Origin of the sequence: Citrobacter tructae, assembly GCF_004684345.1 — a bacterium.
Classification (GTDB): Bacteria; Pseudomonadota; Gammaproteobacteria; order Enterobacterales; family Enterobacteriaceae; genus Citrobacter; species Citrobacter tructae.
Genome location: NZ_CP038469.1, coordinates 538678 through 563618 on the forward strand (window position 1 = coordinate 538678; position 24941 = coordinate 563618).

Sequence of the window (24941 nt, forward strand, 5' to 3'; positions counted from 1 at the left end):
ATTATTAAAATTAAGTTCGAATCACCGTTGTGGGTGATGAACCCTTTTGTTGTTAACTATTAAATCTGTATTTGAATGCGAATGCGAAATATACGCATTCATATTCAATGTGTAAACAGATGCTACATAAATAAATGAAATGTCGTTTCAGTACTCTGCAGGAGTCATAGCGTGGGTAAATGGTTATAAGAACAGCGTTAAGAAGGTTTTTTGCTTGAAAAATCGAGGGTTAAAGTTGAAAGAGCGTGAGTAACTCGCTCATACTCTATACTCGCAGAGTTGCCCGGCGTAGCATGGCACAACGCATGGGCTCTTAATGAAAAAGGAAAACGTCGTGGCAGAAGAAACTATATTCAGCAAAATCATTCGTCGTGAAATTCCCTCAGACATCGTGTATCAGGATGAACTGGTCACCGCGTTTCGTGATATTTCACCTCAGGCACCAACGCATATCCTGATCATTCCTAACATCCTGATCCCAACCGTTAACGATGTGACGGCAGAGCATGAGCAGGCGCTGGGCCGAATGATTACGGTTGCCGCGAAAATTGCCGAGCAGGAAGGTATTGCCGAAGATGGATACCGTTTGATCATGAATACCAACCGCCACGGTGGGCAGGAGGTGTATCACATACATATGCATCTTCTGGGTGGTCGTGCGCTGGGCCCAATGCTTGCCCATAAAGGTCTATGATAATGACCAGAGGATGCATCGCACTCACTCTGGGCTTGCTGTTGCTGGCTGGCTGTCGTTCGCACCCTGAAATACCGGTGAGTGATGAACAGTCACTGGTGATGGAATCGACGATACTGGCCGCAGGCATAACAGCAGAACAACCTGTGTTAACCACGTCTGATATTCAGCCCTCGGCATCCTCACGACTCTATAACGAAAGACAAGAACCCGTCACCATTCATTATCGGTTTTACTGGTATGACGCCAGAGGGTTGGAAATGCACCCTCTGGAAGCGCCACGCAGCATTACCGTCCCGGCTCGCTCGTCGGTGACGCTGTATGGCAGCGCCAATTTTCTGGGGGCGCACAAGGTTAGACTTTATCTTTATTTGTAAGAGGTGAATCTTGATGATCAAAATGAATCGCTACGCATTGGTTGCCGCGCTGGCGATATTTCTCTCTGGCTGTGTGGCGCAACGTGAGCCTGCACCGGTAGATGAAGTAAAACCGGTACCGGAACAGCCTGCGCAGCCGCAACAGCCTGTGCCGGTAGTACCAACGGTGCCAACCATACCGCAACAGCCTGGTCCGATTGAGCATGAGGATCAAACGGCGCAGCCAGCCCCACGAGTACGTCATTATGACTGGAACGGTGCGATGCAGCCGATGGTGGGTAAAATGCTGCAGGCGGATGGTGTAAAAGCAGGGGGCGTTCTGCTGGTCGATAGTGTAAACAACCGTACCAACGGTTCTCTTAACGCGGGGGAAGCCACCGAGACGCTGCACAATGCGCTGGCGAATAACGGTAAATTTACCCTGGTTTCTGCGCAGCAGTTGGCTGTCGCCAAGCAGCAGTTGGGTTTGTCGCCGAACGATAGCCTGGGGACGCGTAGCAAAGCGATTGGTATAGCCCGTAATGTTGGCGCGCAGTATGTGCTGTATTCCAGCGCATCCGGCAATGTCAATTCACCTGCACTGCAAATGCAATTAATGCTGGTACAAACTGGCGAGATAATCTGGTCAGGTAAAGGTGCCGTTCAGCAACAATAAGCCACTGACGCGCGACGAGGTATTGTCGCGCTATTTCCCGCAGTATCGTCCCGTCGCAGCCGGTAAGCCTGGCTTGAGCGGCGGGAGCTGCGTCATTGAACATCATTCCCACCGCATTGTGCTGCGCCGTCATCACGATCCTGACGCGCCAGAGTCGCACTTTTTGCGTCAATATCATGCGCTAAAACGCCTGCCAGACAACCTTGTTCCTAAACCCCGTTTTTATACCCGAGGGTGGATGGCTGTAGACTATTTTCACGGTAAGGTAGATTCCGGATTACCGGAAGCCGACGAACTCGCGAGCTTACTGTATCATCTTCATCAACAACCCCGTCTGGGCTGGCGAATTAGCTTGTTACCGTTGCTGGAACAGTACTGGCAATGTTGTGACCCGGCGCGTCGAACGTCGCGGTGGTTACGTGTGCTAAAGCGGCTCAGAAAACGACGGGAACCTCGTCCCTTGCGTCTGGGGCCATTGCATATGGATGTCCACGGCGACAACATTGTGCGTACAGTGTCAGGCCTGCGTTTGATCGACTGGGAGTATGCGGGGGATGGGGATATCGCCCTGGAACTGGCTGCGGTTTGGGTCGCCGATGAGCTACAACATCGGCAGTTGATCAAGGCCTATGCCTGGTATGCCCATATTGATACAGACGATTTGTGGCGACAGGTCAGGCTGTGGCAACCCTGGATACTGATGCTGAAGGCGGGGTGGTTTGAGTATCGCTGGCAACAAACAGGCGATCGACAATTTATCAGGCTGGCCGATGAAACCTGGCGGCAGCTAATCATTAAAGGATAAGGAGAGCAGTGTGGGTCCAGTAATGTTGGATGTTGAAGGGTATGAGCTGGACGCGGAAGAGCGTGAGATTCTGGCGCACCCGCTGGTGGGTGGGTTGATCCTCTTTACCCGCAATTACCACGACCCGGAACAGTTGCGTGAATTAGTGCGTCAGATCCGTGCGGCGTCACGTAATCATCTGGTGGTGGCCGTGGATCAGGAAGGCGGACGCGTGCAGCGTTTTCGCGAAGGTTTTACCCGCCTGCCTGCGGCACAATCTTTTGCCGCACTGCACGGTCTGGAGGAGGGCGGAAAACTGGCTAAGGATGCCGGATGGTTAATGGCCAGCGAGATGATTGCGATGGACATTGACATCAGCTTTGCGCCCGTTTTGGATGTGGGTCACATCAGCGCCGCGATTGGCGAGCGCTCTTACCATGCCGATCCGGCAAAAGCGTTGGCTATGGCGACCTGTTTTATTGACGGTATGCATGCGGCCGGCATGAAAACAACCGGTAAGCACTTTCCTGGACATGGGGCGGTGACCGCGGATTCACACAAAGAAACCCCGACAGATCCACGATCCGAAGCCGAGATTCGCGCGAAAGATATGTCGGTGTTCCAGACGCTGATTACGGAAAATAAACTCGACGCTATTATGCCTGCGCATGTCATTTACAGCGAAGTGGATACGCGTCCGGCGAGTGGTTCACCGCACTGGCTGAAAACAGTACTGCGTCAGGAGCTTGGCTTTGACGGCGTAATTTTCTCTGACGATCTGTCGATGGAGGGTGCGGCAATCATGGGGAGTTACGCGGAACGTGGGCAGGCATCGCTGGATGCAGGTTGCGATATGATCCTGGTCTGCAATAATCGTAAGGGAGCGGTCAGTGTGTTAGATAATCTGTCGCCGATCAATGCAGAGCGTGTTACACGTTTGTATCATAAAGGTTCATTTTCGCGTCAGGAACTGATGGACTCGGATCGCTGGAAAACAATCAGCGCCCAGCTCAACCAGCTTCATGAACGCTGGCAGGAAGAGAAAGCAGGTCATTAACGCAAGTTTGCGAGGATGCGATGATTATCTATTTACACGGTTTTGACTCTAACAGTCCGGGCAACCACGAGAAAGTGCTGCAATTACAGTTTATTGACCCGGATGTCAGGCTGATTAGCTACAGTACACGGCATCCTAAACATGATATGCAGCATCTGCTAAAAGAAGTAGATAAAATGTTGCAGCTTAATGTCGACGACCGACCGCTGATTTGCGGTGTGGGTCTGGGGGGGTACTGGGCGGAACGGATTGGTTTCTTGTGTGATATTCGCCAGGTGGTGTTTAATCCTAACCTGTTTCCGTATGAGAACATGGAAGGGAAAATCGACAGGCCGGAAGAGTACGCTGACATCGCCACAAAATGCGTGACCAATTTCCGTGAAAAGAACCGCGATCGGTGTCTGGTCATTTTGTCACGCCATGATGAAGCGCTGAACAGTCAGCGATCTTCCGAAGAGCTGCATCACTATTATGAAATTGTCTGGGACGAAGAGCAGACCCATAAATTCAAAAATATCTCCCCGCATTTGCAGCGAATCAAAGCCTTTAAAACATTAGGTTAGTCACCTACTCGCGTTTAACAAAACCAGCCTGCGGGCTGGTTTTTTTATCTAAAAAGTTCAAGTTGTCTATCTTTTCAGCATCAAAACTTGATACACATCAAATTTGGTATGACCAATGCACCGTTCGTGTTATTCTCAGTCTCGAAGAACATTTTCATTATCGTAACGTGTTGTTAATTAAAGGCTATGCCTATAACTTTTAATTAACAATTGGTTGATAAAATTTAAGGGGGTCACGTTGACTATACCATTGAAAAGGATCGTGATTGTCGGCGGCGGTGCTGGCGGACTGGAAATGGCGACGCAGCTCGGTAAAAAACTGGGGCGCAAGAAGAAGGCCAAAATCACGCTGGTAGACAGAAATCACAGCCATCTGTGGAAACCTTTGCTGCATGAAGTAGCAACCGGATCGCTGGATGAAGGTGTTGATGCACTGAGCTATCTGGCGCATGCCCGTAACCACGGTTTTGAATTCCAACTGGGTTCGGTAATGGATATCGATCGCGAAGCGAAGACCATTACTATTGCTGAACTGCGCGATGAAAAAGGCGAATTGTTGGTTCCTGAGCGTAAAGTGGCGTATGACACGCTGGTGATGGCATTGGGCAGTACGTCTAATGATTTCAACACGCCGGGTGTTAAAGATCATTGTATTTTCCTCGATAACCCGCACCAGGCGCGCCGTTTCCACCAGGAAATGCTGAACCTGTTCCTGAAATATTCTGCGAATCTGGGCGTCAACGGCAAAGTGAATATCGCCATTGTCGGCGGTGGCGCAACGGGCGTGGAGCTTTCAGCCGAACTGCATAACGCAGTGAAACAGCTACACAGCTACGGCTACAAAGGGCTAACCAACGAAGCGTTGAATGTGACGCTGGTAGAAGCCGGTGAACGTATTCTGCCTGCGTTGCCGCCGCGTATTTCCAGCGCGGCCCATAATGAGCTGACCAAGCTGGGCGTGCGTGTGCTGACCCAGACGATGGTAACCAGCGCTGATGAAGGCGGTCTGCACACCAAAGACGGCGAGTATATTGAGGCCGATCTGATGGTCTGGGCGGCAGGTATCAAAGCGCCGGACTTTATGAAGGATATTGGCGGTCTGGAAACGAATCGCATTAACCAACTGGTGGTTGAACCAACCCTGCAAACTTCTCGCGACCCTGACGTGTACGCGATTGGTGACTGCGCGTCCTGCGCACGTCCGGAAGGTGGCTTTGTCCCACCGCGCGCTCAGGCTGCGCACCAGATGGCATCGTGCGCAATGAGTAACATTCTGGCGCAGATGAACGGCAAGCCGCTGAAGGTGTATCAGTATAAAGATCACGGCTCGCTGGTTTCGCTGTCCAATTTCTCTACCGTCGGTAGCCTGATGGGCAACCTGACGCGTGGTTCAATGATGGTGGAAGGGCGTATTGCGCGCTTCGTCTACATCTCGCTGTACCGTATGCACCAGATTGCGTTGCACGGTTATTTCAAAACCGGTCTGATGATGTTGGTTGGCAGTATCAACCGAGTGATTCGCCCGCGCCTGAAACTGCACTAATACGAGTGATGCCGGATGACGTTATTCATCCGGCTCCTTCCGTCAGAGTTATCTGAATCCTGCTGCTTTACCTCCTCGTTCCGCTATTTTCATCCGTAATCTGATTGGCATTCTTCATCTCCTGTTGCAAAGTTGTTGCTAATAGCAAAAAAGGAGGAAGTCCCGTGAATAAATCAATGTTGGCGGGTATAGGGATTGGCGTAGCTGCTGCGCTGGGTGTGGCAGCGGTGGCCAGTCTTAACGTGTTTGAGCGTGGCCCACAATATGCGCATGTTGTCTCTGCGACACCAATTAAAGAAACGGTAAAAACGCCGCGTCAGGAATGCCGCAACGTGACGGTCACGCACCGTAAACCGGTGCAGGATGAAAACCGTATCGCGGGCTCTGTGCTGGGTGCCGTTGCTGGCGGGGTTATCGGCCATCAGTTTGGTGGTGGACGTGGCAAAGATATCGCCACCGTAGCGGGTGCATTAGGTGGCGGTTATGCCGGTAACCAGATCCAGGGCTCGATGCAGGAAAACGATACCTACACCAGTACTCAGCAGCGTTGTAAAACGGTGTATGACAAAGCGGAAAAAATGCTGGGTTACGACGTCACGTACAAAATTGGCGATCAGCAGGGCAAAATCCGTATGGATAAAGACCCTGGCTCGCAAATCCCACTGGATAATAACGGCCAGTTGGTGCTGAATAACAAAGCGTAAAAAATAGTTTTATTCTGTACATCAATTAGCCCCCCATTCGCTCAGGCTGGGGGGCTTTTTTTGTCAGAAGGTCAATGCGTAGTTCAGACCAAAGGTGCGACCACGTCCTTTGTACTCATACAGCGACGGGCTGCCATAGGTAGGGCTGTAAAGCAGTGGTGCACGTTGTCCCCACAGCGTGGTGTACTCTTCATCCAGCAGGTTTTCCACGCTGAAGGTCAGTTTACCCAGCGGAAGTTGATAGCTGCCAATAAAGTCCATGGTGTTGTATCCGTCCAGCTTGTTGCCGCTGGCATCGCTCAGGTCGAAGGTTTGCTGACTCTGCACACGTAGCGACCAGGGCTCAGGCGCCCAGCCAACCCAGGCGGTCGCTTTTGACGGTGAGGCCAGCGTGACATCCCATTTCTGCCATTTTCCGTTTTGCTTCACTTCTGATTTTATAATGTTGAAGTTGCTTCCCACACTCCAGTCGGTATCAGCGATGAAGTAATCTACCGCACCTTCGAGACCATAAATCCGGCGATCGTCGGGTTGTACGTTAATGGTCATATCGCTGCGGTTAATGACGATCGATTTATCTGAGGTTGAGTAATAGGCCGCCAGTTGTGTGCGCAGGCTATCACCGGTATAGCGCCATCCCAGTTCGAAGGAGTTAACTTTAATACCTTCCAGTCGTGAATCTGCAACGTTAACGCTGCGCTGGAGCTGGTAACGATCTCCGACCAGTGCATAAGTGCCATTACCGTAGTATTTGCCCGGATCGGGGAGTTCCACCCCCTGAGAAAAGTTAAACCACGTCTGCTGACGGTCGGTCAGGTGGGCGAGGATCCCGGCATTAAACAGGAGGTTATCGTAATCGGTTTTCCCGCCCGGGATCGCATCGGCGGAGTTTGCCAGTCCGTTAGCAATCCCTTGTTGCTGTGCGTAACCGACGAAGTCATCAACCCGATTTTCAGTCCATTGATAGCGAATCCCGGCGCTAAGCGTGAAGATGTCATTGATGTCATAACTGTTTTGCAAGAAAGGTGCGAAGTTGGTGATGCTGTATCCAGGGTAGCGCCCGGTGGTGTAAGCGGTGCGGTTATCCATGCCACCAGAAGGCAGGGAATAGGCCAGATCAAAGAATTTCTGATTGGAATCGAAGGTTTCGTGATCGGCATCGATGCCCCAGGTGAGCTCCCAGTTATCCATCAACTGACTGTTGAGGGTAATTTTGGCACCAAACTGATCGGTGTCTTGCTGTGATGCAGAAAAACTGGTGACCTTGCCTTTGCTCAGAGTAGGGAAGGGGTAAAAGGTCAGCGATTCATCACGGTAATATATCTGGCTGACTAAATTCTGGCCGAAGAAATTCGCATCCGAATATTGTAGGCTAATAAGATGACGTTCTGTACCGGGAATACGATCTGAATTCAGACCGTTGCTGGTATACGCTTTACCCGTTCCCGTAACGGCCGACATATTCTCGCCCAGATCTAATCCGTAATCCTCATCGCCCTGACTTTTATAGTACTGGGTCACCAGCTGCAGTTGACGGTTGTCATCAAGCTCAATCGTCCCGGTGCCCATGACGTCCAGACGGTCAGAGTGCTGCAGGCCAGTTTGAGTGTTATCCAGCATTAAGGCATCGTTGTTGCCATCGTACCAGCCCCCAAATCGTTGATAAGCAACAGACATACGCCCGGATGCGCGATCGGTTCCTCCGCTGACGGCTACGGCAACCCGTTCATCATGATCGTTGCTGTTGTTGAACCCGCTTTTACTGCCCAGTTCAAGTTCAACTTCACGTTCAGGTTGGCCTTTTTTGGTGACGATATTAATTAACCCACCGGTACTCCCGCCGCCATACAGCGAGGTTGCGCCTGAGATAACCTCGATGTGCGCAATATTAAACGGGTCAATGGAATCCAGCTGGCGGCTGTCGGTACGCGAGGAGTTGAGACGCACGCCGTCGATCAGCACAACGATCGCGCGACCGCGCATGTTCATTCCATAGTTGGTGCGTCCCTGGCTGCTGACATCAATACCGGGGATCAACTGAGCCAGTACGTCCTTAAACTCTTTACCGCCCTGAACCTGCTGCTCAATCTCCGTGCCTTCAATAACCCAGGTAGTTTGTGCCATTTCTGCCACGGTGCGCTGGCTGCGGTTGGCACTGACGATAAGATCGTCTTCCTCTGCCGCCATTGCCGGAAGGGTTAAGGACAATAAGAGGGGATTGAGCACCCAAAGACGCTTATTCATTCGCATTCCTTTTAAAAAGAGTCGGTCTGTTTTTGTTATTACGGCGCAGAAACCGAGTGTTACATTGGGAAACAGATGTTAAAACAAACGCGAATATTGCTGATAACGATTGTGATTATCAATTGTTTTTACAAAAATGCAGCATTAAGCTCATGAAAACAATGATGAATGTAGGGGCATTCTGAGGGGATCGGGAGCGCGATAAACTCCCGATAATAGAAGTGATGAAAGGTTGTAACGGTAACGCGTTACTCTTTGAGCAGTTCAGGCCACAGACGCAGCGTGGTGCGGGTTATCCGCATCAGTTTCTCGAACGTAGCCCCTTCGCGGGCGCTGATCGACATTCCTTGCAAAATACAGCTCAGAAATTCGGCCAGTTTCTGCGGATCGCAATGAGCTGGAATTTCACCATGTTCCTGGCGTTGGCGAAGAAACTGGGTCAGCGTTTGTTCCTGCATGGCATGACGGGATTTCACCGTGTGCGCAATATCACGAGAAGAGGCGGCAAGCGTTGCGGAGGTATTAATCATAAAACATCCCGCTGGCGTGTCCTTGCTAGTGAAGCAGGTTGCGATTGCTGTGAAATAGTCTTCCAGTGCGGAGAGGAGACTTTTTTCTTCGCAAAAAAGTTGGGCTTCGTGTTTTGCGGCGAAGCGGCTGATGTAGCGATCCAGCACGGCACGAAATAAACCTTCCTTATTGGTGAATTCCGCATACAGCGTTGGCGCTTTAGCGCCGGTCGCCTCCACGAGATCGGCGAGCGATGTCGCTTCATATCCGTGTTGCCAGAAGAGTGTCATGGCCTTATCAAGCGCGGCTTCCCTGTCGAACACTTTTGGTCGGCCACGGCTTTTTTTTGCACAACCTGTCGTTTCAGTTGTCATGGTGCCGTCGTACCTGGTTGGGTTTATTGAACAATCATTATAAAAATATTCTCCCTTACTCTCCAGTGTAATCACGATAAAAATAATTTATTGCTATTGATATGAAAAATAAGACCTTTGTATTTTATATAATGATCGTTATAAAAAAATATTGACGTGTGACCTGGATCACATCTATCATTTACCTATCGATCGTTAAGTTAATCTTTTCGACACACATTCATCTGCACAAGGTCACTATTATGAAAAACGTAAAAACGCTGCTGCTTGCTACTGTTCTGAGTTCACTTTCATTTGCCAGCTTTGCTGCTGTAGAAGTTCAGGCAACGCCTGCGGGCCAACAGAAGGTGGGGATTATCTCTGCGAATGCGGGGACTAACTTAGGTTCTCTGGAAGAACAGTTGGCCCAGAAAGCGGATGAAATGGGGGCGAAGTCGTTCCGTATTACCTCTGTAACTGGTCCTAATACCCTCCATGGGACAGCAGTCATCTACAAATAAGTTTTAACCCATCGCAATGCCACTGCGAGTTAAATAAAAACCCCCGCTAGAAAAAATCTAGCGGGGTTTTTTTATGGTATGACTTTTACAGTGACTGCTGGCTGACGTCGTGATGACGCGTCACATCTACGGGCATCCCGGAGCGCATTTCCATCGCGTGTTCCATGACGGAGACATCCGTTTGCGCGGCATTTTTAAACGTCTGCATTGACGCGTTGAGTACGATCGGCAGCACCTGCGGATCGTCATCAATATTTTCTGACAGCGGCTGGTGCACTTCTACCAGCCGCACGCCGTTGGGTTCAACAGAGGCTTTGATTGGCGTGTTGATAATATTAACTCTGGTGCCTGGCGTGACCTGGCGGAATAAGGTCTCAATGTCACTGTCGCGCAGGCGAATACAGCCAGAACTGACGCGCATTCCAATGCCAAAATCAGCATTAGTTCCGTGCAGCAGGTACACGCCGCCGTAAGCCGCTAAGCGAATGGCATGATGACCCATCGGATTTTCCGGTCCAGCAGGCACTACGGCTGGCAGGTCTATACCATTGGCTTTATAACGGGCGCGGATGTTGGCCGTTGGCGTCCATGTCGGGTTGGCGCGTTTATCAGAGATAGTGGTTACCATGGTGGGTGTCAGAGTATCTCCACCCAGTTGACCAATCCCAATTGGATACACGGTCACCGAATTTTTTCCCGGGTGATAGTAGTACAGACGCAGTTCGGCGAGGTTAATCACAATCCCTTCACGCGGTGCATCCGGCAGCAGGGTTTGCAGCGGAATGGTTAACACGCTGCCCGCTCTTGGCACGAAAGGGTCGACGCCGGGGTTAGCCTGTAGCAGTGCTAGAAAACCCACATTGTATTTTTTCGCAATGGCTTCCAGTGAACCACCGTTGTCTTCGACAACGTGAACGGTATTTTCACCTACCAACCTGCTTCCTGGCGGAGGTAGCGGCCAGGTGTTTGCCTGGGCCGGTAGCGCCAGAGCAAGAGACGCGGCAAGCGTAAAGAACGACAGCCAGCGAGAGAGTTGTTTATTGTTTAACATCACCATAAATCCATTGTTTTTACATGGTTTTTATCATGTGAAAGTAAACGGGAATTATGGCGGTTTGCTGTGTCGGGAAGTGCAGGGAAGTGCAAAGAGTTTGTAAATTCATCAGCCGGGTGAGTATTACCCTCACCCGGCTTGATGGTTATGCCACGGCGTTTTCTTCCAGCTGGCGCATAAACTGACGCACCCACTCTATACGCTTTTTACGATCGGCCAGATCCTGGATGAACTTCAGGCGAGTTGGACCGTCCAGGCGGAAGCGCTGCGGTTGTTTTTGTAGCAAACCAATCAGCCATACCGGGTTGACGTGGTTTTTCTCAGCAAACTCAACGGTACCGCCTTTCTCATTGCCTTCGAGTTTCCTGATCCCCAGTTTCTGCGCCTGCTGGCGCAAACGAGCAATATCCAGCAGCGTACGGGCCGGATCGGGGAGCAGGCCAAAGCGGTCGATCAGCTCGACTTTGATCTCTTCCAGTTCGTTTTCGCCCTTCGCACTGGCAATACGTTTATAGAACGACAGCCGCGTGTTCACATCGGGAATGAAATCATCCGGCAGTAGTGAGGGCATGCGTAGTTCCACTTCGGTTTGTTGACTGGTGAGATCTTCCAGCGACGGTTCACGCCCTTCCTTGAGTGCGTCCACCGCGTTCTCCAGCAGCTCCATATACAGCGAGAAGCCGATAGTTTCCATTGAACCGCTCTGGTCTTCTCCCAGCAACTCGCCCGCACCGCGAATCTCGAGGTCGTGGGTTGCCAGCGCGAAGCCCGCGCCCAAATCTTCCAGCGAAGCGATGGCTTCGAGGCGTTTTTGCGCATCGGTGGTCATGGCTTTCGGGTGCGGCGTCAGCAGCCAGGCGTAGGCCTGGTGATGCGAGCGTCCCACGCGACCGCGCAGCTGGTGTAGCTGTGCCAGACCGAAATGGTCTGCACGTTCGATGATAATCGTGTTAGCGGTCGGGATGTCGATCCCGGTTTCGATAATGGTGGTACACACCAGCACGTTAAAACGCTGATGGTGGAAATCGTTCATCACGCGTTCCAGTTCGCGCTCGCGCATCTGGCCGTGTCCGATGGCAATACGCGCTTCCGGCACCAGTTCCGCTAATCTGTCAGCGGTTTTCTGGATGTTCTCAACGTCGTTGAACAGGTAATAGACCTGACCACCACGCAACACTTCACGCAGGATCGCCTCACGCACCACCAGATTGTCGTATTCGCGCACAAAGGTTTTAACCGCGAGACGACGGGCGGGCGGAGTCGCGATGATCGACAGATCGCGCATACCGCTCATTGCCATATTCAGCGTACGTGGAATTGGCGTTGCTGTCAGCGTCAGAATATCGACGTCAGCGCGCATCGCCTTGATACGCTCTTTATGGCGTACGCCGAAGCGGTGCTCTTCATCGACAATCAGCAGACCGAGATCTTTAAGCTTCACATCGCTTTGCAGTAGCTTGTGGGTACCGATAAGAATATCGATTTTACCTTCGGCGACCTGCTCCAGGATCTGCGCTTGCTCTTTGGCGCTCCGAAAACGAGATAACATCTCAATGCGTACTGGCCAGTTGGCAAAGCGGTCGCGGAAATTGTCGAAGTGCTGCTGAGCGAGCAGAGTGGTCGGTACCAGTACGGCGACCTGCTTGTGGTTCTCGACGGCGAGGAAGGCGGCGCGCATAGCCACTTCGGTTTTACCGAAGCCAACGTCGCCGCAAACCAGCCGGTCCATCGCCAGCGGCTGACACATATCGCTGAGCACCGCGTTAATAGCCTGCGCCTGATCGGGCGTGGTTTCAAACGGGAAGCTGTCGCAAAACAGCTGGTACTGCTCGCGATCGTGCTTAAAGGCAAACCCTTCTTTCGCCGCGCGCTGGGCGTAGATATCCAGCAGTTCTGCTGCTACATCGCGCACTTTTTCGGCCGCTTTTTGCCGCGCGCGCGACCAAGCATCACCGCCGAGTTTATGCAGTGGCGCGTTTTCTTCTGCACCACCAGCGTAGCGGCTGATCAAATGTAATGACGACACCGGCACATACAGTTTGGCGTCGTTGGCATAGGTGAGCATCAGGTATTCGCCCGTAATGCCACCGGCCTCCAGTGTGGTCATGCCAGCGTAGCGACCTACGCCGTGCTCAAGATGTACGACCGGCTGACCGGGATGCAGCTCCGCCAAGTTGCGGATTAAGGTATCCGGATTGATGGTGCGGCGCGAGTCCTGACGACGGCGCGCCACGCGCTCACCGAGCAGATCGCTTTCGCAGATCAGCGCCAGATTCCGTTTGCTATCTATGAACCCGTGTTCCGCCGAACCAATCATCAGATAACGCCCGGTATCGACTGCTTCGTCGAGGCGTAAAATGCGCTTCGGTGCAATCTTGATCCGGGCAAGAAGCTCACCGAGCGCTTCGCGGCGACCTTCACTTTCTACCGAGAAAATCACCGGGCCGGTGAAGGCTTCCAGGAATTTACGTAATGCATCCAACGGTGCTTTTTGCTGTGCCTGTACAGCGAGGTCCGGCAGCTTCTGGAAGCCCAGGTTGGTATTCGCCGCTTTTTTCGGCAGACTCTCGGTTTTAAGCTGAACGCGCGGCCAGCGTTTAAGTTCAGAGAACAGCTCATCCACCCGCAGCCACAGTGATTCCGGTGGCAGAAGTGGACGCATTGGGTCAACGCCACGATTTTCGAAGCGTGACAGCGTATCGGTCTGAAAGCGCTCGGCGCTGGTCTCTAAATCGCCGGTATTCACCAGCAACGTATTGGCCGGGAAGTAGCTGAACAGCGGCGGCAGCGGTTCGCTGAAAAACAGCGGCTGCCAGTATTCGATCCCGGCAGGCAACGTACCTTTACTGACCTGCTGATAAATATGTTCAGCGTCGCGTTTCACCTCAAAGGTATCGCGCCACTGGCTGCGGAACAGTTCGATAGCCGTTTTATCGGTGGGGAATTCGTGCGCAGGCAGCAGATTAATGGCGTCGACTTCTTCCAGCGTGCGTTGGGTATCGGTGTCAAACAAACGCAAACTGTCGATTTCATCATCAAAGAAATCAAGACGGTAGGGCAGTTCGCTGCCCATCGGGAACAGGTCCAGCAGCGCGCCGCGCGTGGCATATTCACCGTGTTCCATGACCTGATCAACGTGGCGATAACCGGCACTTTCCAGTTGCTCACGCAGCGCGTCACGTGATAAACGCTGACCTTTTTTCATCACCAGCGCGTGACCGTGCAGATAGCTGTGTGGACACACACGCTGCATCAGCGTGTTGACCGGTACGATCAGCACGCCACGCTGCATGGACGGCAGTTGATACAACGTGGAGAGCCGTGAGGAGATGATTTCCTGATGCGGAGAAAAACTGTCGTAAGGGAGCGTTTCCCAGTCCGCGAGGCTCATCACCATCTGGTCGGTAAACTGACGAATTTCGTCATGCAGGCGCAGGGCGTTTTGCATGTCCGGCGCGATGAGTACTACGGGCCCCGCGTGGTGTTCGGCAATGTCTGCAACCAGCGTGGCGCAGGCGGCGCCGGTAAGTTCACCTAGCTGGCGCTGATCGCCAGCCTTTGCCGGGAGCGTATAACGATGTTGTTCAGGCATTCGGTTGTCAGGATCTCGTTTAGATATACGTCTGATAAGCAATGAACCGTATTATCCGCAATCGTTTCTCATAAGCAAATTGAATCGCCCCCAACGGGGGGCAAAAAGCGCGTTTGGCCTAGCGGGAAGCGACCAGCGGTGGTGGGGAAAAGAGCAGGTCGGCAACGGCACGTTGGGAAAACTTTCGCACTAACAGTCCGGCGAGAGTACACAACAGCAAACAGGCGAAGGGATAAATCAGCAGCAGGGTCAGTTCTGCCTGTGCAGACCATTCGGCATGGTTGATTACGGGAATCAGCGTTAAGCTGAACAGTTCGACCAAAATTCGGTGGGTGGTGTAAATGGCGATAGTGTTAGCGCCAATCACGCTTAATGGACTGGCAGCACACATGCCGAAACGCTGCTCAAACTGATAAAACACCTTCATTATCAGCACAATAGAGACCAGAGAAAGCAGCAGCGAAACGTTGATCAACCACGCGATGACCGCCAGAATCACGGTAAACGAGAAAATGATCGGGTGGCGGCGCAGCGGGACCTGTTTAATCTTTGCCATCAGCGTTGTGCCAAACCAGGCCCCGAGACTGTAATAGGCCAGATTACGAATCACGCTGTTCATTCCCCACCACGGCGTCGGGAAAAAATTGACCGCTACGCTTAGCAATACGAATAGTGCCAACAGCGGCAGCGCCCAGCGGCTGAACAGTTTGCACAGAATGAAGTAGACAATCAGCGCGTACAGATACCACAGACTGGTGCTGGCGGTCAGCATCCCGTAGGAAAAGCCGCCGACGGAATCGGCATACGCGGCGTTAGCTGCCTGGCTCAGATCGCGTTCTGGTGCAAGCCAGCGATTGAGCATGATTAATGCCAGCCATTGCACCATACCCCACAGCACCAGTACCCAGACGATATTCCAGATCCGTTTATCCACGCAGGTCGTCCAGCCCACGCTGTCGATATATCGGCGGATCAGATATCCAGAGATAAAGAAAAACACCGGCATGCGAAACGGTGCCAGGTAGAGGTTGAGGTAAATCCAGCACTTAGTCAGTAGTTCTGACAGCGGATGCTGAAAGGCTGTGATATGGGGATAAAAGGTAATAACTGAATGGTAAATGACCACCAAGCAAATGCATAACCCTTTGATTTGGTTGATCCATAGCTCTTTTTTATTCATTACGTCGACGTATCCGTAGTGTGAAACATAGCCTGCTATCCTGCGGATACCTGACGTCGCTGTAATGCGTAACCGTCTGCATTTTTGTTTTTTAAGATAAAGATCAGGTACAAAGGCTGATGAGTCGAGGGTTAACTTTAGCGGGTTGATTTGTTTATACTTTTAGGAATAGTGCTGACGAACACTTACGGTTCAGTCATTTACCCATTCCGCTTTCGCTTATATACTCGTGACTTTGCTAACAGCAACCAGACGGATTTCATGTATCAACCTGTCGCTCTATTCATCGGCCTGCGTTACATGCGCGGGCGTGCAGCAGATCGCTTCGGTCGTTTTGTTTCCTGGCTTTCCACCATTGGCATTACTCTTGGGGTAATGGCGCTGGTCACGGTATTGTCGGTGATGAACGGTTTCGAGCGTGAGCTGCAAAATAATATTCTTGGCCTGATGCCTCAAGCCATTCTCTCGTCAGAGCAGGGTTCCCTGAACCCGCAACAGCTGCCGGAAAACGCGGTGAAGCTGAATGGCGTCAATCGCATTGCTCCCCTGACAACCGGTGATGTGGTCCTGCAAAGTGCTCGCAGCGTGGCGGTCGGTGTCATGCTGGGCATCGATCCGGCGCAAAAAGATCCGCTGACGCCGTATTTGGTCAATGTGAAGCAAACCGATCTCGAGCCGGGTAAGTATAATGTCATCCTCGGCGAGCAGCTGGCCGGTCAGTTGGGCGTGAATCGTGGCGATCAAATCCGTGTGATGGTGCCGTCAGCCAGCCAGTTCACCCCGATGGGACGTCTGCCAAGCCAGCGTCTGTTTACAGTAATTGGCACCTTTGCCGCCAACAGCGAAGTCGATGGCTATCAGATGTTGACCAATATTCAGGATGCGTCACGCCTGATGCGCTACCCGGCAGGCAATATCACCGGTTGGCGCTTGTGGCTGAATGAGCCGCTGAAGGTCGATACGCTGAGCCAGCAAACGCTGCCGCAAGGCACCAAATGGCAGGACTGGCGAGAGCGCAAAGGTGAATTGTTCCAGGCGGTGCGGATGGAAAAAAACATGATGGGGCTGCTGTTGAGCCTGATCGTGGCGGTCGCAGCGTTTAATATTATTACCTCGCTGGGGCTGATGGTGATGGAGAAGCAGGGCGAAGTGGCGATTTTACAAACCCAGGGACTCACGCCGCGGCAAATAATGATGGTGTTTATGGTGCAGGGGGCCAGCGCCGGGATTATTGGCGCGCTGCTGGGTGCCGTGCTGGGGGCATTACTTGCCAGTCAGTTGAACAACCTGATGCCGATTATTGGGGCGCTGCTGGATGGCGCCGCGCTGCCGGTTGCTATTGAGCCGTTACAGGTTGTCGTCATTGCGCTGGTGGCCATGGCTATCGCGCTGCTGTCTACGCTTTATCCTTCCTGGCGCGCTGCCGCCACTCAACCCGCTGAGGCTTTACGTTATGAATAAGATCCTGTTGCAATGCGACAACCTGTGCAAACGCTATCAGGAAGGCACCGTGCAAACTGATGTGCTGCACGATGTTAGTTTTAGCGTCGGCGAGGGTGAAACGGTGGCAATTGTCGGCAGCTCTGGCTCGGGTAAGAGTACGTTGCTGCATCTGCTGGGTGGGCTGGATACGCCGACCTCGGGTGACGTCATTTTTAGCGGTCAGCCGATGAGTAAGCTCTCTTCTACGGCAAAAGCGGAACTGCGTAATCAAAAGCTCGGCTTTATTTACCAGTTCCACCATTTGCTGCCAGATTTCACCGCGCTGGAAAACGTGGCGATGCCGCTGCTGATCGGAAAGAAAAAACCGGCAGAAATTACCGAACGGGCACGCAATATGCTGAAAGCGGTAGGGTTGGATCATCGTGCCAGCCACCGCCCATCTGAACTGTCGGGCGGCGAGCGCCAGCGTGTAGCGATTGCCCGTGCGCTGGTGAATAACCCGCGTCTGGTGCTGGCAGATGAGCCAACCGGTAACCTTGATGCACGTAACGCGGACAGCATTTTCGAGCTTCTGGGTGAGTTGAACCGTTCTCAGGGCACGGCATTTCTGGTGGTGACCCACGATCTACAGCTGGCGAAGCGCATGAGCCGTCAGCTTGAAATGCGCGATGGTCGCCTGACGGCTGAACTGAGCCTGATGGGAGCTGAGTAATGGCTGCGCCTTTATCATTATTGATTGGCTTGCGCTTTAGCCGTGGTCGGCGGCGTGGGGGCATGGTCTCGCTGATTTCTGTAATTTCTACCATTGGCATCGCGTTGGGTGTGGCGGTATTGATTGTTGGCTTGAGTGCAATGAACGGGTTTGAGCGCGAGCTGAACAACCGTATTCTTGCAGTCGTGCCGCACGGTGAGATTGAAGCGGTCAACCAGCCGTGGAATAACTGGCAGGAAGCACTGGATAAAGTGCAGAAGGTACCGGGCATTGCCGCAGCGGCACCTTATATCAACTTCACTGGGCTAGTGGAGAGTGGGGCGAATTTACGCGCGGTGCAGGTGAAAGGCGTCGATCCTAAACAGGAACAACGTTTGAGCGCGCTGCCCACATTCGTACAAAACCATGCCTGGGATAATTTCAAAGCCGGTGAGCAGCAGATAATCATTGGCAAGGGGATTGCGGATGCGCTGAAGGTAAAACAGGGTGACTGGGTGTCTATCATGATCCCTAACGCCAGTGCCGATCACAAGTTGATGCAACCCAAGCGTGTGCGTTTGCACGTCATCGGTATTCTGCAACTGAGCGGCCAGCTCGACCACAGCTTTGCCATGATCCCAATGGAAGATGCGCAGCAGTATCTGGATATGGGGTCCAGCGTGTCCGGAATCGCACTGAAAGTTAACGACGTCTTCAATGCCAATAAGCTGGTCAGAGATGCGGGTGAAGTGACCAATAACTACGTTTACATTAAAAGCTGGATTGGCACCTATGGCTATATGTATCGTGATATTCAGATGATCCGCGCCATTATGTATCTGGCGATGGTGCTGGTGATTGGCGTGGCCTGTTTTAATATCGTTTCAACGTTAGTGATGGCGGTAAAAGACAAGAGCGGCGATATTGCGGTATTAAGAACGTTGGGCGCGAAAGATGGGCTGATCCGTGCCATTTTTGTCTGGTATGGCTTGCTGGCGGGTCTGTTTGGTAGCCTGATAGGCGTTGTTATTGGCGTGGTCGTTTCGTTGCAGTTAACGCCGATTATTAATGGTATCGAGGCGCTTATCGGCCATCAGTTCCTGTCCGGCGATATCTACTTCATTGACTTCCTGCCATCCGAATTACACTGGCTGGATGTTATTTATGTGCTGGTAACAGCATTAGTGCTGAGTCTTTTGGCAAGTTGGTATCCGGCGCGTCGCGCCAGCAATATTGATCCTGCGAGAGTACTGAGCGGCCAATAACAACAATATATACACTAAAGCATTCATGCTGCATCAAGGAGCGGTGATGTATTACGGATTTGACATCGGTGGGACTAAAATTGCGTTAGGCGTATTCGATAATCAACGTCGTTTGCAATGGGAAACGCGCGTCCCTACGCCGCGTGACAGTTATGACGCTTTCCTTGATGCGGTTTGCAATTTGGTGAAAGACGCAGACCAGCGGTTTGGCGTTAAAGGTTCGGTGGGCATTGGTATTCCCGGCATGCCAGAAACCGAAGACGGTACGCTGTATGCAGCCAACGTTCCCGCTGCCAGTGGTAAACCTCTGCGTGCTGACCTCAGCGCGCGACTGGACCGTGATGTACGCCTGGACAACGACGCCAACTGTTTTGCCCTCTCTGAAGCCTGGGACGACGAATTTACTCAGTACCCGCTAGTGATGGGGTTAATCCTCGGGACGGGGGTTGGCGGTGGTCTGGTGCTTAACGGGAAATCCATCACCGGGCGCAGTTACATTACCGGTGAGTTTGGTCATATTCGTCTGCCGGTAGATGCGCTGACGTTGATGGGATTTGACTTCCCGCTTCGTCGCTGCGGATGCGGCCAGTTAGGATGCATCGAGAGCTACCTTTCCGGTGGCGGATTTGCATGGCTGTACCAGCATTACTACCATCAATCCCTGGATGCCCGTGAAATTATTGCGCTCTGGGAGCAGGGTGATGAACGTGCGCATGCTCACGTCGAACGCTATCTCGATTTGCTGGCGGTTTGCCTCGGGAATATTCTGACTATCGTTGATCCGGATTTAGTGGTTATTGGCGGTGGTTTGTCGAATTTTACCGCGATAACGGCGCAACTGGCGGGCCGTCTGCCACGCCATTTACTGCCGGTTGCCCGTGTGCCGCGTATTGAGCGGGCACGACACGGTGATGCGGGTGGAATGCGTGGAGCCGCTTTCCTACATCTTACCGATTAATACAAAGAGGTTGTTATGCTGTCGCGTCGGGGTCATCGGTTAAGCCGTTTTCGTAAAAATAAACGCCATATGCGCGATCGCCTGCGTCAACGGATCTTCTTCAGAGACAGAGTGGTGCCTGAATTGATGGAAAAACCAAGAGTATTAGTCCTGACGGGGGCGGGGATCTCCGCCGAGTCAGGTATTCGTACCTTCCGCGCTGCGGATGGCCTCTGGGAAGAACATCGGGTGGAAGACGTTGCGACCCCGGAAGGGTTCTCGCGTAATCCGGGGCTTGTCCAGTCGTTCTATAATGCGCGTCGTCACCAGCTACAGCAGTCTGAGATCCAACCCAACGCGGCGCATATCGCGCTGGCAAAACTCGAGGCGGAGTTGGGCGACCATTTTTTACTGGTCACGCAGAATATTGATAACCTGCATGAACGCGCGGGTAACCAGAACGTAATCCATATGCATGGCGAGCTGCTCAAAGTTCGCTGTTCGCAAAGTGGGCAGATTCTGGACTGGACGGGGGATGTCACCCCGGAAGATAAATGCCATTGCTGCCAGTTTCCGGCACCGTTACGCCCACACGTCGTGTGGTTTGGCGAGATGCCGCTGGGTATGGATGAAATCTATATGGCGCTGGCGATGGCGGATGTGTTCATTGCCATTGGTACATCCGGTCATGTTTATCCGGCGGCTGGCTTTGTGCACGAAGCGCGACTGCACGGGGCGCATACGGTGGAGCTTAACCTTGAGCCGAGCCAGGTAGGCAGTGAGTTCGAAGAGAAGTATTACGGTCCGGCAAGCCAGGTGGTGCCTGAGTTTGTTGAGAAGTTATTGAAAGGGCTGTGATGGGTTTTTTGTTGCCGGGTAAGACGAAAGCGCCACCCGGCAACATGCTGATTAGCGCCCTGCTTTCAGCTTCTGATAGTACTCTTCATAAATCTCGCTGGCAGACCCGACGTCGTTCTGCCACTCGCCTTTCTTAATGGTATCGGCGTCAGGATACAACGTTTTATCATTTGCCACTTCCGGGCTGAGCAGTTTACGTGCGGCCAGGTTTGGCGTCGGATAACCAATGGTTTCGGCCACTTCTTTCGCTACATCGGGGCGCAGCAGGAAGTTAATCAGCTTCAGCGCGCCTTCTTTGTTTTTGGCATTCGCCGGAATAGACAGGCTGTCCATCCAGAAAATCCCGCCTTCTTTCGGCCACACGACTTCCAGCGGCGTGCCCGCCTGACGTGCGACAAACGCAGATCCGTTCCACACCATACCGAGGTTGACTTCACCTTCCATGTACGGGTTTGCCGGGTTGTCGGAGTTAAACGCCGCAACGTTAGGCATCAGCTTCTTCAGCTCGTTATAAGCGGCTTCAATCTCTTTTGGGTCGGTGGTGTTACCGGAATAGCCCAGTTTGCGCAGCGCCACCTGGAACACTTCACGGGCGTCATCGGTTAACAGCAGGCTGCTTTTATATTCCGGTTTCCACAGATCGGCCCAGCTGGTCACGGTTTTAGGGTCAATGGCATCGCTGTTGACGCCAATGGCCGTTGCACCCCAGATATACGGGATTGAGTAGTCATTATTCGGGTCAAACGGCTTGTTGAGCATTTCCGGATCGAGATTGTTGAAGTGGGTAAGCTTCGTCTTATCAATCTTCTGGATCATGCCCTCTTTGCGCATTTTATCTACGTAATAGGTGGAGGGAACCACCAGATCGTAGGCACCGTCTTTGTAGGTTTTGAGCTTGGCATACATGGTTTCGTTAGACTCGTAGGTCGAATAGATAACCTTAATGCCGGTCTCTTTGGTGAACTGTTCCAGCAGTCCTGGCGGAACGTACTCGGTCCAGTTATAGAAATAGAGCGTGTTGTTATCATTTGCGTGAGCGGCGCTCATGCCCAGTGCCAGAGCACCCGCCGCGAGCAGGTGGCGTGACCATTTTTTCATCATTTAACGTCCCCTGAATGAAGGGCCCTTAACGGCCCTTGGTTTTATCACGTGCAATAAGCTGGCTGGCGATGACCATAACCAGCGACAGAACCAACAAAATGGTGGCCAGTGCATTCACCTCTGGTGAAACGCCGACTTTGACCATTGAGTAGATTTTTAATGGCAATATTTCATAACCCGGTCCGGTGACGAACGATGAAACGACAACGTCATCCATCGACAAGGTAAAGCTCAGTAACCAGCCCGCAGCGACGGCCGGCATCGCCAGCGGCAGAATGATTTTGCGCAGAATGGTGACTTCGCTGGCGCCCAGATCTTTCGCGGCTTCCAGCATACGGACATCGAATCCTTTCAGGCGTGAGTAAACCGTCACCACCACAAAAGGCAGACAGAAGGTGATATGCGAAAACAACAGTGACCAGAACCCCAGTTGAATACCAATCAGCATAAACAGCACTAGCAGAGAAATCGCCATCACGATATCCGGCGACATCATCACCACGAACAGCATGCCGCTGACAAACGGTTTGCCGCGAAAACGGTAGCGATAGAGCGCAACCGCCGTCAGCGAGCCAATTAGTGTGGCAAACGTTGCTGATAATACCGCCATGGTCAGCGAGTGCTGAGCCGCCTGCAGCAGACTGTCGTTATTCATCAGCAGGCCGTACCATTTGGTGGTAAAGCCTTGCCAGTTAATGCCAAAGCGCGAGCTGTTAAAGGAGTTCACAATCAAAATGATGATTGGAATGTACAGATACGCGTAGATAGCGGTCATAAAACCGCCGCGGAGCAGTCGACCGATCATTCGAGTTCCACCTTTTTGTTCAACAAGCGAGAAGCACGCCAGTAAACCAGCAGCATCAGGCCCATGACGATGGTCAGCGTTATGCTGGTGGCGGCACCAAACGGCCAGTCGCGAATGTTCAGGAACTGAACTTTAATCACGTTACCAATCAGCAGGTTTTTCGCTCCGCCCATCAGGTCGGACACGTAAAACAGCCCCATGGCGGGCAGCATCACCAGCAGGCAGCCGGCGATAATTCCCGGCATCGTCAGCGGAATAATGATGCGGGTAAAGGTCTGAAGTTTGCTGGCGCCCAGATCGCGCGCGGCTTCCAGCAATGGCTTGTCCAACTTCTCAATGCTGGAATAAAGCGGCATCACCATAAACGGCAGCAGAATGTAAACGAGGCCAATAATGACTGCGCTGGGGGTGAACATGATGCGAATGGGGGTATCAATGACCCCGAGCCACAGCAGAAACTCGTTGAGATAGCCTTTGGTACTGAGGAAAAGTTTGAGTCCGTAGATGCGAATAAGTGAGTTGGTCCAGAACGGAACAATCAGCAGGAAAAGCAGCAGCGGACGCACCTTCTCCGGTAGTTTTACCAAAAACCAGGCAAATGGATAGCCGAGTACCAGGCAAGCGAGCGTAGCAATCAGCGCCATATTGAGGGAGTGAATCAGCACCTCAAAATAGAGCGGATCGAGCAGGCGAGCGTAGTTTTCCAGCGTAAAGACCATTTTGACGAAACTCGCATCGTCACGGGTCAAAAAGCTGGTGCCAATGATCATCAGGTTGGGCAGAAAAACAAATAACACAAGCCAACCGACAATGGTGACGATCACCACACTCTGGAATTTACTTGTGTTCTTCATCAGCCAGTACGACCTCCCAGCTTTCTACCCAGTTGATGGCCATTTTCTGGTCCAGAGAGTGATCGAAGTCAGGATCGTCTTCGTTGAAGAATTCGCTGACCATCACCATCTTGCCATTTTCCAGTTCAACAACCGACTCCAGCGTCATGCCTTTGTAGTTGCGCTCACGCACGTAGCCGATTAGCCCTTCGACGTGGTTATCATCGTTGATCTCATCCACGCGCAGATCTTCCGGACGCAACAGAACATGCAGTTTTTGTCCCGGCTCAACCGCGAAATTAACGTAGATGTTGCACTCGCGGCCTTCAACGTTAGCACGAACGCGCTGTTCGTCCAGACGCTCAATCACCGTCGCGTTAAACATATTGATCTCACCGATGAACCCGGCGACGAACAGATTTTTTGGCTCTTCGTAAATTTCTCGCGGCGTGCCGTCTTGCTCAATCTTGCCGTCACGCATCACCACGATACGGTCTGACATGGTTAGCGCTTCTTCCTGATCGTGAGTGACAAAGACAAAGGTGATACCAAGCTTACGCTGCAGCGCTTTCAGTTCGTTTTGCATCTGCTTGCGCAGTTTGTAGTCCAGCGCAGAGAGCGATTCATCTAACAATAGTAAACGAGGTTTGTTGACCACCGCCCGGGCAATTGCCACGCGCTGCTGCTGTCCACCGGAAAGTTGATGGGGTTTACGCTGGGCAAACTCTTCCAGTTGCACCATGCGCAAAGCTTCGGTGACGCGAGGTTGAATATCGGCTGCGGGAGTTTTTTGCATGCGTAAGCCAAAAGCCACATTTTCGAAAACGGTCATGTGGGGGAATAACGCATAGCTTTGGAATACTGTGTTCACGTAGCGGTTTTCCGCAGGTACGTGAGTGATGTCCTGGTTGTCCAGCATAATATGACCGGAATCAACTGTTTCCAGACCCGCAATCAGGCGTAGAACGGTTGTTTTACCGCAGCCAGAGGGGCCGAGCAGCGTGAGAAATTCGCCATTGTTGATGGTCAAATCCAGGCTAGAAATCACCTCTTTGCCATCGAAACTTTTGCGAATTCCCGCTAATTGCACCAGTGGAGAAAGCGAACGCGGTTGTTTATTCAATTTTTTACTCTGTCCCATGTAAACGCAACGGATGGCTGACCGCTGCGGGGTTTG

The 24941-nt window shown here is 52.3% G+C and carries 23 protein-coding genes; 14 read left to right on the plus strand and 9 right to left on the minus strand.

Going from position 1 to position 24941, the window contains the following annotated elements; translation table 11 throughout:
* Positions 1 to 334: 334 nt before the first annotated feature.
* The 8 genes from hinT (at position 335) to E4Z61_RS03180 (ending at position 6377) form a co-directional block, all read left to right on the plus strand.
* Positions 335 to 694 carry a purine nucleoside phosphoramidase gene (gene hinT, locus E4Z61_RS03145; RefSeq protein WP_135324862.1) on the plus strand — a complete coding sequence of 120 codons (360 nt, stop codon included), beginning with the start codon at positions 335 to 337 and terminating at the stop codon, positions 692 to 694.
* A gap of 2 nt (positions 695 to 696) precedes the next feature.
* Entirely contained in the window at positions 697 to 1071 is a 375-nt protein-coding gene (locus E4Z61_RS03150) for a YcfL family putative periplasmic lipoprotein (protein ID WP_135321493.1), read from the plus strand.
* Between the two features lie 13 nt (positions 1072 to 1084).
* Positions 1085 to 1726 carry a penicillin-binding protein activator LpoB gene (gene lpoB / locus E4Z61_RS03155; protein ID WP_135321494.1) on the plus strand — a complete coding sequence of 214 codons (642 nt, stop codon included), beginning with the start codon at positions 1085 to 1087 and terminating at the stop codon, positions 1724 to 1726.
* On the plus strand, positions 1707 to 2531 hold the full coding sequence (gene thiK / locus E4Z61_RS03160; RefSeq protein ID WP_135321495.1) for a thiamine kinase: 825 nt from the start codon (positions 1707 to 1709) through the stop codon (positions 2529 to 2531). Before lpoB ends, thiK begins: the two co-directional genes overlap by 20 nt.
* A 10-nt stretch (positions 2532 to 2541) precedes the next feature.
* Positions 2542 to 3567 carry a beta-N-acetylhexosaminidase gene (gene nagZ, locus E4Z61_RS03165; protein ID WP_135321496.1) on the plus strand — a complete coding sequence of 342 codons (1026 nt, stop codon included), beginning with the start codon at positions 2542 to 2544 and terminating at the stop codon, positions 3565 to 3567.
* A gap of 20 nt (positions 3568 to 3587) precedes the next feature.
* The gene (ycfP, locus tag E4Z61_RS03170) at positions 3588 to 4130 is read left to right on the plus strand and encodes an alpha/beta hydrolase YcfP (RefSeq protein WP_061067733.1); all 543 of its coding nucleotides are present in this window, start codon (positions 3588 to 3590) and stop codon (positions 4128 to 4130) included.
* A gap of 238 nt (positions 4131 to 4368) precedes the next feature.
* Positions 4369 to 5673, plus strand: coding sequence for an NADH-quinone dehydrogenase (gene ndh / locus E4Z61_RS03175; protein ID WP_135321497.1), 1305 nt, complete (start codon positions 4369 to 4371; stop codon positions 5671 to 5673).
* A 164-nt stretch (positions 5674 to 5837) separates the two neighbouring features.
* Entirely contained in the window at positions 5838 to 6377 is a 540-nt protein-coding gene (locus tag E4Z61_RS03180) for a glycine zipper 2TM domain-containing protein (protein ID WP_135321498.1), read from the plus strand.
* A gap of 63 nt (positions 6378 to 6440) precedes the next feature.
* On the opposite strand, the gene E4Z61_RS03185 is transcribed toward E4Z61_RS03180, so the two are convergent.
* Together E4Z61_RS03185 and comR are read right to left on the minus strand one after the other, a co-directional pair.
* Entirely contained in the window at positions 6441 to 8621 is a 2181-nt protein-coding gene (locus tag E4Z61_RS03185; RefSeq protein ID WP_135321499.1) for a TonB-dependent siderophore receptor, read from the minus strand.
* A gap of 248 nt (positions 8622 to 8869) precedes the next feature.
* Positions 8870 to 9505: a TetR family copper-responsive transcriptional repressor ComR gene (comR, locus tag E4Z61_RS03190; protein WP_135321500.1), complete on the minus strand. Its 636-nt coding sequence runs from the start codon at positions 9503 to 9505 to the stop codon at positions 8870 to 8872.
* Positions 9506 to 9747: 242 nt separating this feature from the next.
* On the opposite strand from comR, the gene bhsA reads away from it, so the two are divergent.
* Positions 9748 to 10005 (plus strand): multiple stress resistance protein BhsA, encoded by a 258-nt coding sequence (gene bhsA, locus E4Z61_RS03195; protein ID WP_135321501.1) that lies wholly within the window; start codon positions 9748 to 9750, stop codon positions 10003 to 10005.
* A gap of 85 nt (positions 10006 to 10090) precedes the next feature.
* Here the strand turns inward: bhsA and ldtC are convergent, their stop codons facing one another.
* From ldtC to E4Z61_RS03215, 3 genes are all read right to left on the minus strand, one after another.
* A complete protein-coding gene (gene ldtC / locus E4Z61_RS03200; protein ID WP_135321502.1) occupies positions 10091 to 11056 on the minus strand; it encodes a L,D-transpeptidase LdtC in 966 nt (321 codons plus the stop codon).
* A 148-nt stretch (positions 11057 to 11204) separates the two neighbouring features.
* Positions 11205 to 14651: a transcription-repair coupling factor gene (mfd, locus tag E4Z61_RS03210; protein ID WP_135321504.1), complete on the minus strand. Its 3447-nt coding sequence runs from the start codon at positions 14649 to 14651 to the stop codon at positions 11205 to 11207.
* 118 nt (positions 14652 to 14769) lie between these two features.
* Positions 14770 to 15831: an acyltransferase family protein gene (locus E4Z61_RS03215; RefSeq protein WP_135321505.1), complete on the minus strand. Its 1062-nt coding sequence runs from the start codon at positions 15829 to 15831 to the stop codon at positions 14770 to 14772.
* Between the two features lie 261 nt (positions 15832 to 16092).
* Here E4Z61_RS03215 and lolC point away from each other — a divergent pair, with 261 nt between their 5' ends.
* The 5 genes from lolC to cobB are packed head-to-tail and all read left to right on the plus strand — an operon-like array spanning position 16093 to position 21025.
* The gene (gene lolC, locus E4Z61_RS03220; RefSeq protein WP_135324863.1) at positions 16093 to 17292 is read left to right on the plus strand and encodes a lipoprotein-releasing ABC transporter permease subunit LolC; all 1200 of its coding nucleotides are present in this window, start codon (positions 16093 to 16095) and stop codon (positions 17290 to 17292) included.
* Entirely contained in the window at positions 17285 to 17986 is a 702-nt protein-coding gene (gene lolD / locus E4Z61_RS03225) for a lipoprotein-releasing ABC transporter ATP-binding protein LolD (protein ID WP_115258741.1), read from the plus strand. The genes lolC and lolD overlap by 8 nt, the downstream gene beginning before the upstream one ends.
* Complete coding sequence (lolE, locus tag E4Z61_RS03230; RefSeq protein ID WP_135321506.1) at positions 17986 to 19230, plus strand: lipoprotein-releasing ABC transporter permease subunit LolE; 1245 nt, start codon at positions 17986 to 17988, stop codon at positions 19228 to 19230. Before lolD ends, lolE begins: the two co-directional genes overlap by 1 nt.
* A gap of 46 nt (positions 19231 to 19276) precedes the next feature.
* Positions 19277 to 20188, plus strand: a complete 912-nt coding sequence (gene nagK, locus E4Z61_RS03235) for an N-acetylglucosamine kinase (RefSeq protein ID WP_135321507.1) — start codon at positions 19277 to 19279, stop codon at positions 20186 to 20188.
* Between the two features lie 15 nt (positions 20189 to 20203).
* The gene (gene cobB, locus E4Z61_RS03240) at positions 20204 to 21025 is read left to right on the plus strand and encodes a Sir2 family NAD+-dependent deacetylase (RefSeq protein ID WP_135321508.1); all 822 of its coding nucleotides are present in this window, start codon (positions 20204 to 20206) and stop codon (positions 21023 to 21025) included.
* Between the two features lie 51 nt (positions 21026 to 21076).
* Here cobB and potD read toward each other — a convergent pair whose 3' ends face one another.
* The 4 genes from potD to potA are packed head-to-tail and all read right to left on the minus strand — an operon-like array spanning position 21077 to position 24905.
* Entirely contained in the window at positions 21077 to 22123 is a 1047-nt protein-coding gene (gene potD / locus E4Z61_RS03245) for a spermidine/putrescine ABC transporter substrate-binding protein PotD (protein ID WP_135324864.1), read from the minus strand.
* A 28-nt stretch (positions 22124 to 22151) separates the two neighbouring features.
* Positions 22152 to 22931, minus strand: a complete 780-nt coding sequence (gene potC, locus E4Z61_RS03250; protein WP_003030794.1) for a spermidine/putrescine ABC transporter permease PotC — start codon at positions 22929 to 22931, stop codon at positions 22152 to 22154.
* Entirely contained in the window at positions 22928 to 23785 is an 858-nt protein-coding gene (gene potB, locus E4Z61_RS03255) for a spermidine/putrescine ABC transporter permease PotB (RefSeq protein WP_135321509.1), read from the minus strand. Before potB ends, potC begins: the two co-directional genes overlap by 4 nt.
* The gene (gene potA / locus E4Z61_RS03260; RefSeq protein ID WP_135321510.1) at positions 23769 to 24905 is read right to left on the minus strand and encodes a spermidine/putrescine ABC transporter ATP-binding protein PotA; all 1137 of its coding nucleotides are present in this window, start codon (positions 24903 to 24905) and stop codon (positions 23769 to 23771) included. The genes potB and potA overlap by 17 nt, the downstream gene beginning before the upstream one ends.
* Positions 24906 to 24941 lie beyond the last annotated feature (36 nt).